10 protein-coding genes are annotated in these 11,183 nt (G+C 65.4%); 5 read left to right on the forward strand and 5 right to left on the reverse strand.

Annotation, left to right across the window (positions count from 1 at the left end; genetic code table 11):
- Positions 1–558 carry an HNH endonuclease gene (locus tag HZS63_RS04390; protein WP_180682826.1) on the reverse strand — a complete coding sequence of 186 codons (558 nt, stop codon included), beginning with the start codon at positions 556–558 and terminating at the stop codon, positions 1–3.
- 89 nt (positions 559–647) lie between these two features.
- Between HZS63_RS04390 and HZS63_RS04395 the strand changes: the two genes are divergently transcribed.
- The 4 genes from HZS63_RS04395 (at position 648) to HZS63_RS04410 (ending at position 5,820) form a co-directional block, all read left to right on the forward strand.
- Positions 648–1,775 (forward strand): bifunctional riboflavin kinase/FAD synthetase, encoded by a 1,128-nt coding sequence (locus HZS63_RS04395; RefSeq protein WP_180682827.1) that lies wholly within the window; start codon positions 648–650, stop codon positions 1,773–1,775.
- A gap of 131 nt (positions 1,776–1,906) precedes the next feature.
- Entirely contained in the window at positions 1,907–4,801 is a 2,895-nt protein-coding gene (ileS, locus tag HZS63_RS04400) for an isoleucine--tRNA ligase (RefSeq protein ID WP_180682828.1), read from the forward strand.
- A gap of 13 nt (positions 4,802–4,814) precedes the next feature.
- Positions 4,815–5,324 (forward strand): signal peptidase II, encoded by a 510-nt coding sequence (lspA, locus tag HZS63_RS04405; RefSeq protein WP_180682829.1) that lies wholly within the window; start codon positions 4,815–4,817, stop codon positions 5,322–5,324.
- A gap of 25 nt (positions 5,325–5,349) precedes the next feature.
- Positions 5,350–5,820, forward strand: a complete 471-nt coding sequence (locus HZS63_RS04410) for a hypothetical protein (RefSeq protein WP_180682830.1) — start codon at positions 5,350–5,352, stop codon at positions 5,818–5,820.
- 5 nt (positions 5,821–5,825) lie between these two features.
- Here HZS63_RS04410 and HZS63_RS04415 read toward each other — a convergent pair whose 3' ends face one another.
- Complete coding sequence (locus tag HZS63_RS04415) at positions 5,826–7,277, reverse strand: methyl-accepting chemotaxis protein (RefSeq protein WP_246316138.1); 1,452 nt, start codon at positions 7,275–7,277, stop codon at positions 5,826–5,828.
- A gap of 128 nt (positions 7,278–7,405) precedes the next feature.
- Positions 7,406–8,401 carry a quinone oxidoreductase family protein gene (locus tag HZS63_RS04420; RefSeq protein ID WP_180682831.1) on the reverse strand — a complete coding sequence of 332 codons (996 nt, stop codon included), beginning with the start codon at positions 8,399–8,401 and terminating at the stop codon, positions 7,406–7,408.
- A 100-nt stretch (positions 8,402–8,501) separates the two neighbouring features.
- On the opposite strand from HZS63_RS04420, the gene HZS63_RS04425 reads away from it, so the two are divergent.
- Entirely contained in the window at positions 8,502–9,422 is a 921-nt protein-coding gene (locus HZS63_RS04425) for a DMT family transporter (protein ID WP_180682832.1), read from the forward strand.
- A gap of 31 nt (positions 9,423–9,453) precedes the next feature.
- Here HZS63_RS04425 and HZS63_RS04430 read toward each other — a convergent pair whose 3' ends face one another.
- Together HZS63_RS04430 and HZS63_RS04435 are read right to left on the reverse strand one after the other, a co-directional pair.
- Positions 9,454–10,248: an SDR family oxidoreductase gene (locus HZS63_RS04430; RefSeq protein ID WP_180682833.1), complete on the reverse strand. Its 795-nt coding sequence runs from the start codon at positions 10,246–10,248 to the stop codon at positions 9,454–9,456.
- Between the two features lie 28 nt (positions 10,249–10,276).
- A complete protein-coding gene (locus tag HZS63_RS04435) occupies positions 10,277–11,179 on the reverse strand; it encodes a DMT family transporter (RefSeq protein ID WP_425505911.1) in 903 nt (300 codons plus the stop codon).
- Positions 11,180–11,183 lie beyond the last annotated feature (4 nt).

Here is an 11,183-nt window from a genome sequence, read left to right on the forward strand (position 1 = left end):
TCAGGCGTGCAACCGGGAATGGCGTGGCAGGTGCGCCATCAAAAACTCCATCTGATCGGCGAGGATGCGACGGTTGCGCAGAATGAAGTCTTCCCACAGACTGGGCACATAGGGGGCATAGAGCAATGGCATGCGGGCTTGCTCTGGCGTGCGATTGCCCTTGCGGTGGTTGCAGGAGCGGCACGCCGTGACCACGTTCATCCAATGGTCCCGCCCCTGCTGCGCCAGGGGGAGAATGTGCTCCCGGGTCAGGTCGTCTTCGTGGAAGCGGCCACCGCAGTAGGCACACACGTTGCGGTCCCGGGCGAACAGTTTGGCGTTGCTGAGCGACGGCTTGAGGTCGAACGGGTTGATGTTGGGCACGCCCTTGGTTCCGATGATGGAGTTGACCTCGATCACCGACTGACGGCCGGTGACCGCGTTGTGCCCGCCCCGGAACACCGCCACCTGCTGCCCCATTTCCCAGCGCACCTCATCGGCGGCGTAATGCAGCACCGCTTCTTCGAGGCTGATCCACGACTGGGGCAAGCCCTGCGCCGACAACTTCAACACCTTCAAGACGAACCTCCGTGCGTTGAACTTGTGTCAATATAGCGCGCTTTGATGTCGGCTCTGCGGCATCTGGTGTCATTTCCCCGATCCGTCGCATGAAAATCATCCAAGGCCTGAACAACCTGCTGCGCCACGCCCAGGCGCGGGAATCGGGCTGCGCCCTGACCATCGGCAATTTCGATGGCGTGCACCGTGGCCACCAGGCCATGCTGGCCCTACTGCACAACGAGGCGCGCCACCGGGGCGTGCCGAGCTGCGCCCTCACGTTCGAGCCCCATCCCCGCGACTACTTCGCCGCGAAATTCCACAAACCCGAACTGGCGCCCGCGCGCATCGCCACCTTGCGCGACAAGCTGCACGAGCTGCGTGCCTGCGGCGTGGAGCAGTGCGTGATCCTGCCGTTCGACGAAGCCCTGGCCAGCCTGCCGGCGCAGGCCTTCATCGACGAGGTGCTGGTGCGTGCGCTGGGCGTGAAATACGTGCTGGTGGGTGACGATTTCCGCTTCGGGGCCCAGCGTCAGGGCGATTACGCCTTGCTGGATGCCGCCGGCGCCCGACTGGGCTTCGACGTGGCACGCATGATGAGCTACGAGGTGCATGGGCTGCGCGTTTCCAGCTCGGCCGTTCGGGACGCCTTGGCCGAAGGTCGTATGGACGATGCGGCGGCGCTGCTCGGCCGCCCTTACAGCATCACCGGGCACGTGGTCCATGGCCGCAAGCTGGGACGGACCCTCGGTGCCAGCCGCTGCGGTGCAGGCGATGGCTTTCGCACGCTCAACCTGCGCTTTTCGCACTGGAAGCCGGCAGCCAGCGGCATCTTCGTGGTGCAGGTACACGGGCTGGACCCAGACCCCGACGCCCCCCCGCTGCCCGGTGTCGCCAACCTGGGCGTGCGCCCGTCGCTGGACCCGAACGACACCAACGGCGGGCGCGTGCTGCTGGAAACCCACTGCCTGGAGTGGCCAGAACGGGTGCAGCGTGCCCTGGAGCGTGCGCCCACCCCGGGGGAGGCCTACGGTAAAATCATCCGGGTGGAGCTGCTGCACAAACTGCACGACGAACTCAAGTACGACAGTCTGGACGCCCTGACCCAGGGCATCGCCCGGGACTGCGAGGATGCGCGTGCCTGGTTCGAGGCCCGCCTGAACGCCGCCAGTGGCACCCACGACGCTGCCGGCAGCCATGCCGCCGTGCGCCGCCAGACCACCCGCGACCGAATTTGACGCCTGCTTGTGGCCCGGCATACCCGCCTGGCTCCCGCTGCAAGCCCCTGGACAGGCTCGGGGTAGGCAGCCTACGGTTTCCTTTCCTGCGCCAGCGGGCCGAGCCTGTCGAGAATTTCCGCGTATCCACCATGTCCGACGCACAAGCCAACGCCGCCCCCTCCGGCACCGATTTCAGCAACACCCTGAACCTGCCCGACACCCCCTTTCCCATGCGCGGCAACCTGCCCCAGCGCGAGCCCGGCTGGGTTCAGCAATGGGAAGAGCGGGGCATCTATCAGCGCCTGCGTGAAGCCCGCGTGGGCGCGCCCAAGTTCATCCTGCACGATGGACCGCCTTATGCCAACGGTCAGATCCACATCGGCCACGCGGTCAACAAGGTGCTCAAGGACATGATCGTCAAGGCACGCCAGCTGGCCGGGTTTGACGCGCAGTACATTCCGGGCTGGGATTGCCATGGGCTGCCCATTGAAAATGCGATCGAAAAGCTGTACGGCCGCAACCTCAGCCGCGACCAGATGCAGGCCAAGGCCCGCGCCTTCGCCACCGAGCAGATCGCCCAGCAGATGGCCGACTTCAAGCGCTTGGGCGTGCTGGGCCAGTGGGACAACCCCTACAAAACCATGGATTTCGCCACCGAAGCCAACGAAATCCGTGCCTTCAAGCGCGTGATGGAACGCGGCTTCGTGTACCGCGGCTTGAAGCCCGTGTACTGGTGTTTCGACTGCGGCTCTTCGCTCGCCGAGTTCGAGATCGAATACCAGGACAAAAAGAGCCAGACGCTGGACGTGGGCTTCCTGTGCGCCGAACCGGCCAAGCTGCTGCACGCCTTCTTTGGTCAAAGCGGCCTGCCGCATGCCGACACCGCCGGGCTGGAGCAGCAGCCCATGTTTGCCGTCATCTGGACCACCACGGCCTGGACCATCCCGGCCAACCAGGCGCTCAACCTCAACCCCGAACTGACCTACGCCTTGGTACAGACGCCGCGCGGCCTGCTGGTGCTGGCCGAGTCGCTGGTGGACAAGTGCTTGGAACGCTACCAGCTGGAAGGCACCGTGCTGGCCACAGCCCAAGGCCGCGCGTTGGAGATGATCCATTTCAAGCACCCGTTGGCACACGTCCACCCCGGGTACGACCGCCTGAGCCCCATTTACCTGGCCGACTACGCCACCGCCGACGACGGCACCGGCATCGTGCACTCAGCGCCCGCCTACGGCGTGGAGGACTTCAATTCCTGCGTCGCCCACGGCCTGGCCTACGACCAGATCCTCAACCCCGTGCAGGGCAACGGCCAGTATGAAGAAGCCCTGCCCCTGTTCGGTGGCATGAACATCTGGCAAGCGGCCCCCGTCATCATCGAGACGCTGCGCGAGCATGGCCGCCTGTTCGCCACCGAAACCATCACCCACAGCTACCCGCATTGCTGGCGCCACAAGACGCCAGTGATCTACCGCGCCGCGGCGCAGTGGTTCGTGCGCATGGACGAAGGCGAGGGCATTTTCACCAAAGACAAGGCTGCCAAAACGCTGCGCCAGCTCGCACTGGAGGCCATCGAGCACACGCAGTTCTACCCCGAGAACGGCCGCACCCGGCTGCGCGACATGATCGCCAACCGGCCCGACTGGTGCATCAGCCGCCAGCGCAGCTGGGGCGTGCCGCTGCCCTTCCTACTGCACGTGGACAGCGGCGAGCCGCACCCGCGCACACCCGAGATCATCGACCTGGCCGCCGAGGTGGTGGAAGCAGGCGGCATCGAGGCCTGGAGCCAGCTCGGCGTGGCCGAGATCCTGCAGCGCATCGGCGACCCCGCCGACCCGGCGCGCTACACCAAGAGCACCGACATCCTGGAAGTCTGGTTCGACTCTGGCACCACCCACACCACGGTGCTCAAGGGCAGCCACGCCGGGGCCGGCCACGACAGCGGCCCCGAAGCCGACCTCTACCTGGAAGGCCACGACCAGCACCGCGGCTGGTTCCACAGCTCGCTGCTCACGGCCTGCGCCATGTACGACCGCGCGCCCTACAAAGGCCTGCTGACCCACGGCTTCACCGTGGACGGCCAGGGCCGCAAGATGAGCAAGAGCGTGGGCAACGTGGTGGCCCCACAGCAGGTCAGCTCCAAGATGGGCGCTGAAATCATCCGCCTGTGGGTGGCCTCCACCGACTACTCCGGCGACCTGGGCATCGACGACAAGATCCTGGCGCGCGTGGTGGACGCCTACCGCCGCATCCGCAACACGCTGCGCTTCCTGCTCGCCAACATCAGCGACTTCGATCCCAAGCACGACGCCGTGCCGCTGGAGCACATGCTCGAGATCGACCGCTACGCGCTCTCCCGCGCGGCACAGTTCCAGGCCGAGGTGCTGGCTCACTACCACGCGTATGAGTTCCACCCCGTGGTGGCCAAACTGCAGGTGTACTGCTCCGAAGACCTGGGCGCCTTCTACCTCGACGTGCTCAAGGACCGCCTCTACACCACGGCACCCAAGAGCCTGGCACGCCGCAGCGCACAGACCGCGCTGCACCAGATCACCCATGCCATGCTGCGCTGGATGGCGCCCTTTTTGAGCTTCACCGCCGAGGAAGCCTGGGCGCTGGTGGGCCACACCCCGTCCATCTTCACCGAAACCTACCTGAACCTGGGCACCCCCAACGAAGCGCTGCTGGCCAAATGGAGTCGGGTGCTGGACATCCGCGCAGCGGTGAACAAGGCCATCGAAGAGGTGCGCACCTCGGGTCAGGTGGGCTCCTCCCTGCAGGCCAACGTGGTACTGACCGTGGGCGCGGAAGACTTGGCGCTGCTGCAAAGCCTGGGCGAAGACCTGAAGTTCGTCCTCATCGTCTCAGCGGTTAGCCTGCAAGCGGGTCCGGAACTCGCGGTGACTGTGACGCCTTCGCGCGCCCGCAAATGCGGCCGTTGCTGGCACTGGCGCGACGACGTCGGGCACGATCCAGCCCACCCCGAGCTTTGCGGCCGCTGCACCAGCAACCTGTACGGGGCGGGCGAAGCCCGCGCCGTGGCCTGAGCCCGAGCGCGACATGGGCAAACCCTCCTCCAAGGGCATGCTGGTCTGGCTCGGGTTGGCATTCGCCATCCTGCTCGCCGACCAAGCCACCAAATGGTGGATCGTGAGCTTCTACCAACTGGGAGAATCCACGCCGGTCACCTCGTTCTTCAACATCGTGAGGGTGCACAACACCGGCGCGGCGTTTTCCTTCCTGGCCACGGCCGGAGGCTGGCAACGCTGGTTTTTCACCGCCATCGGCGTGGGGGCCACGGTTTTCATCCTGTGGATGTTGCGCGCACACCACAATCAGAAACTTTTTGCCTTCTCGCTGTCCTGCATCATGGGCGGTGCCCTGGGTAACGTGATCGACCGTCTGGTGCACGGCTACGTGGTGGACATGCTGGATTTCCACTGGCGCTGGCTGCAACCCGTGTTCAGGGGCGGGCACTTTCCGGCGTTCAACCTGGCCGATACCGCCATCACCATCGGTGCAATCGGGTTAATATTGGACGAGATCCTGCGCGTCAGGCGCTCCCGCTGACCCCACCGCCCACCCCCTGTACTGCATGACCGCCCAGCCATCGTCCGCTCTGCCACAGGCCCTACAGGCCCCCCAGGCCGCAGCGATCCGTGGCCAACGGCGGCGGGTTGCACCGGCCTGTTGGACGGGCCTGGCCGCATTGTGGCTGGCCACCAGCCTGGGGGCGCAAACGATCCAGTGTCACGTCACCTTTGCCGGTGCCACCCGCACCTTTTCGGTGCCTCCCACTGGCCATACCGATGAGGTTCGTCCCCTGCTGGAGGGCGCCTCTTTCGTCATGGAAGTCATCAACCGCCTGCCCCCTGAGCCAGGAGCAGGGGTGAAGGTGCGTACCTACGGCGTCTTCTCGGGTGAGCCCTACCTGATGCACCAAGCGCTGTTTCTCCCGGACACTTCGGCCAGCGCCCTCCATGGTTTCACGGGGCTGCAAGTCATTCGCGAGCCGCTGCGCCACCAAGAGCTGGCGTACTGGTGCGAACGGGCTTCAGCACGCTGAATTCGCTACGCCGTCAGGCGAAACACCGTCACCATCTGTGCGAGTCGCTGGGCTTGCTCCCTGAGGCTTTCGGCGGCCGCCGAACTCTGCTCAACCAGCCCCGCGTTCTGCAACGTCGTGCGGTCCAACTCACCCACCGCGGCATTGACTTCAGCGATACGGTCGCTCTGCTCGCTGGCTGAGGCCGCCATCGCCGCCAGCATGTCAGACACCTGTCGCACACTCTGGACCACGTCGCGCATGGTTGCGCCCGCCGACTGGACCAGCTCATTGCTCCCAGCAACCTTGCCGACACTTTCGTCGATGAGGTGTTTGATTTCCCGCGCTGCTTGGGCGCTGCGCTGAGCCAGGCCACGCACCTCGGCAGCGACCACTGCGAAACCTCGACCCTGCTCTCCCGCCCGCGCCGCCTCGACGGCGGCATTCAAGGCCAGGATGTTGGTTTGAAAGGCTATACCGTCGATGACGGCAATAATGTCCGCCATCTTGCGGCTGTCGGCATGGAGAGCGTCCATGGTCTGCACCACTTCGTCCACCACGGCACCACCTCTCTGGGCAACACCCGCCGCCTCCCCCGCCAAACGGCTGGCCTGTTGCGCTGTCGTAGCTCCCTCGCGAACGGCTGCAGTGAGGGCATCCATGCTGGAACTGGTGGTCGCCAGATGGTTGGCCGCACTTTCCGTGCGTGAACTCAAGTCCCGGTTACCTGACGCGATTTCTGCACTGGCCGTCAGAATCTGGTCACTGGTTTGACGCACCGTGGCCATGATGGACGCCATACGCCCCAGAATGGCTCTAAGCTCAACAGCCAGAGGCGCTCGAACCTCTACCCCTTCAACATTCAGCGCGACCTGGTCGCCGTCACTGAGGTGTTTGGCCAGCAATGCCACTTCAGCGTTGTCCCGGACATTTCTGGACAACTTTGTAACAAAGATCATCTCAAACACCGTTTGCAGCACAACGTAAGCGGCATGGATGAAGATGATGCCCAGATGGGGCTGGGTCAGGCAGTACACGCCGAAACCGGCCGCTTGCAAGCGGTCGAACAGGATGTGATGGACGGCAAAAAAGGCCGCTGCCAGCGCGATCGGACGCCAGTCAAGGTAGACCATGAGCAAAGCCAAGGTCATAAACACGCCGAAATGGAATTCGACCATGCCAGCGCTGAGTTGAATGTGCAGCGCGACCAACGCGGCCAATGACAAAGCCATCAGCAACCTGGACCCCAGACTGCCCCGCCAAACCAAACTGGCGAAGAATCCAGGCAAAGTGAGCAGGAGCGTCCAGCCGAGCACGCTGCTCAACGGCATCACGGGGCTCTCGAATGCCAGGCCGATGGCGACGGCCACACCCGCATAAAGCAGCAACAAAAGACGCAACAACGCGTCTCCTAGCTGGCGTTGTGCGTCCAGAGGGTGCATCGGCCCAACACGCCGAATGGACGGGTTCTCACCCATGTACTTAGCCTATTTGCCCAAGATGTTGCCACTGCCGCTAAACACCGGCATCAAGTCAGCAGTATATCTATCCGGCGCTACACCAGATCAGAAGGCGCCAGGCCCGGCGTGCCCCAGACGAGATACTCTCATGGAATCAACACCGTTGAGCCCGTCGTCTGGCGGGTTTCAAGGTGGCGGTGCGCCTGCTGCACCTGCTCCAGCGGGTAACGCTGCTCCACATGGATCTTCACCTGACCCGATGTGACGACTGCGAACAGGTCATCGGCCATGGCCTGGGTGCGTTCCCGGCTGGTGATGTGGCTGAACAGCGTCTGGCGCGTGACATAGATCGACCCCTTGGCCGCCAATACCGCCGGGGCGAATGGAGGCACCGGGCCTGAAGCGTTGCCGAACGTGACCATCAGGCCGAACGGCGCCAGACAATCCAGCGATGAGTCCCAGGTGTCCTTGCCCACCGAGTCGTACACCACCTTCACGCCCTTGCCACCGGTGATCTCTTTCACCCGGGCCGCAAAATCTTCGGTACGGTAGTTGATCACATGGGCCGCACCGTTGGCTCGGGCGAGCTCGCATTTGGCGTCCGAACCGGCGGTGCCGATCAGTTGCAGGCCCAGAGCCCGGGCCCACTGGCAGGCGATCAGTCCCACGCCACCCGCGGCGGCATGGAACAGCACGTAGTCGCCAGGCTGCAGGCCCTCGACCGGTTTGCAGTGCTTGAGCAGGTACTGGGCGGTAAGGCCCTTGAGCATCATGGCCGCCCCTTCTTCGAAGGAAATGGCATCCGGCAGGCGGCACACGTTCATGGCGGGCATGACACGCACATCGCAGTAGCTGCCGGGGGGCTGGCTGGCGTAGGCCGCGCGGTCGCCGACGCGCAAGTGGCTCACGCCTGCCCCCACGGCCTCGATCACCCCGGCGCCCTCCATGCCGAGCCGCAGCGGCAGCGGCAAGGGGTACAGCCCCGAGCGTTGATACACGTCGATGAAGTTCAGGCCAATGGCGTGGTGCCGGATGCGCACCTCGCCCGGGCCGGGTTCGCCCACGGGCACCTGCACGATATGCATCTGCTCGGGGCCACCGGGCTGGTCGATCACGACGGCGCGACTGGTGGTGATGGGCATGATATCTCCTCGAATCGAACGACCCGCATGGTGCCACGAACACGGCAGCTTTGCAGCCCCATGACCAATCAGGCATGTCCGGCTTGTTACAGTGGCGCCCATGTCTGCTTCGCACCCCCCTCTGAACCTGGCCACGGTCGGCCTGCTCATCGTCCCCCCCTTGATGTGGGCGGGTAATGCCGTGGTGGGCCGCATCGCCGCCCCCTGGATTCCGCCCGTCACTTTCAACTTCTTGCGCTGGGTGCTGGTGTTGCTGATCCTGTTGCCGCTGGCCGGCTGGGTGCTGCGCCGGGACAGCCCTTTGTGGCGACACTGGAAACGCTACGCCTTGCTGGGCCTGCTGTCGATCGCCAGCTACAACATGCTGCAGTACCTGGCGCTGAACACCTCGACCCCGATCAACGTCACCCTGGTCGCGGCCAGCATGCCGGTGTGGATGTTGGTGGTGGGACGGCTGTTCTTCCAGGCCCCGATACGTCGGGTCGCGCTCATCGGCGCGGGCTGCTCACTGCTGGGGGTGCTGGTGGTGCTGACCCAGGGCGATCTGGCTCGGCTGCGGGATCTGCAACTGGTGCCTGGCGACGCCTGGATGTTGCTGGCCGCATTCGTCTGGGCCACCTACAGCTGGCTGCTGACGAAGCCCGACGAGGCCAGCGACATCCGCAACGACTGGGCCGCCTTCCTGCTGGCCCAGACGGCGCTGGGCCTGGTCAGCGCCTCGGTGCTCACGACTGGGGAGTGGATCTGGCTGAGCAGTCAGGGGCAAGGCCACATCGAATGGAGCTGGGCGCTGGCGGCCATTCTGGTGTTCGTGGCCATTGGCCCTTCCTTGCTCGCCTACCGCTGCTGGGGCGCCGGCGTGCAACGCGCCGGTCCCACGCTGGCGGGCTTTTTCAGCAACCTGACCCCGCTCTTCGCGGCACTCATGTCACTGGCCTTTCTGGGCGAGGCACCGCAGGCATTCCATGGGGTGGCGTTCGCGCTCATCGTCGCCGGGATCGTGGTGTCGTCCCGGCGCTGAGCGCTGAAGCGCCCGGCAAGGCTCGGCGGCTTCAGAAGGTCCCGGGGAACGCACCGCCATCGGGCAGGATGTTCTGCCCGTTGATGTAACCCGCCTGCACGCTGCACAGAAAGGCACAGATGGCACCGAACTCCTGCGGCGAGCCAAAGCGCCGGGCAGGGATCTGGGCCATCTGTGCGGCACGCACCTCCTCCAGCGACTTGCCCAGTTTCTGGGCCGCGCCCGACTGGGTGGCCCGGAGGCGGTCGGTGTCGAACTTGCCGGGCAGCAGGTTGTTGATCGTCACGCCCCGGGCCGCGATGCCACTGCGCGCCACCCCGGCCACAAACCCGGTCAGGCCGCTGCGGGCTCCGTTGCTCAGGCCCAGGATGTCGATCGGCGCCTTCACCGCGCTGGAGGTGATGTTGACGATGCGGCCAAACCCCCGCTCGGCCATGCCGTCCACGGTGGCCTTGATCAGCTCGATGGGCGTGAGCATGTTGGCGTCCACGGCCCGGATCCACTCTTCTCGGTCCCATTGACGAAAGTCGCCCGGCGGCGGCCCTCCCGCGTTGGTGACCACGATGTCGAACGAACGCCCCGGCCCGCCGGCCACCGTGAACAAGGCCTCACGGCCTTCGGGCGTGGTCACGTCGGCAGCCACGGGCAGCACCTGCACGCCGGTGTCGGCGCGCAGGGTATCGGCCGCTCGGACCAGAGCCTCGGCCCCGCGCGCCGCCATGACCACGTTCACACCCTCCTGGGCGAGTGCCTGTGCGCACCCCAGCCCCAAGCCCTTGCTGGCCCCACACACCAGGGCCCAGCGGCCCGCGATTCCCAGATCCATCGTTCGTCTCCTATGCCAATCAAACCGTTCACGAGCGCTGCCGGCTCACCCACAACACCCCGGCCAACACCAGCACGGTGCCGGCCAGCACCCAGGCGTTGAAGGGTTCGCCCAGAATCAGCACGCCCATGATCAGGGTGGACATCGGACCGACCATGCCCGTCTGGGCGGTCAGACCCGAGCCGATGCGCTCGATGGCCATCATCACCATGACCACCGGTGCCGCCGTGCAGAGTACCGCATTGAGCACCGACAGGGCGATCACCTCGGGCGCCACCACGGCCGCCGAGAGCGGCCGCAGCAGCACGAACTGCAGCAGGCACAGCACGCAGGCCACCGTGGTGGCCCAGCCCACCAGCCGCAGCGAACCCAGGCGCTGCACCATTTCGCCGCTGTAGACGAGGTACACCGCGTAGCTGACGGCGCTGCCGAACACCAGCGCGGCCCCCAGGGCGGTGTTCCAGCCGTCGAACGACACCTCGTGCCCGAACACCAGCAGCACGCCCGCATAGCTCAGCGCCATCGCGCCCGCCTGGCGACCGGTGATGCGCCGCCGGTAAAGTACCCAGCCGAGCAACAGCACCAGCGTGGGGTTGAGGTACAGAATGAGCCGCTCCAGGCTGGCGCTGATGTACTGCAGGCCCCAGAAATCCAGGAAACTGGCCAGGTAGTAGCCGCTGAAGCCCAGCCCCAGGATGCCCAGCCAGTCGCGCCGGGTCAGGGGCTCCACCGGGCGCGGGCTGCGGTAGGTGGCCCACCAGGTCATGGCCAGAAACAGGGGCAACGCAAACAGCATGCGGTACATGATGAGCGTGACCGCATCCACCCCGTAGCGGTAGGCCAGCTTCACGATAATGGCCTTGCCGCTGAAAGCGACAGACCCAGCCGCTGCCAGCAACAGCCCGGACGTCAGGTGACGAGGATGCGTCAAGTTG

Source organism: Tepidicella baoligensis (assembly GCF_013432195.1).
In the GTDB taxonomy this organism is placed as follows: Bacteria; Pseudomonadota; Gammaproteobacteria; order Burkholderiales; family Burkholderiaceae_C; genus Tepidicella; species Tepidicella baoligensis.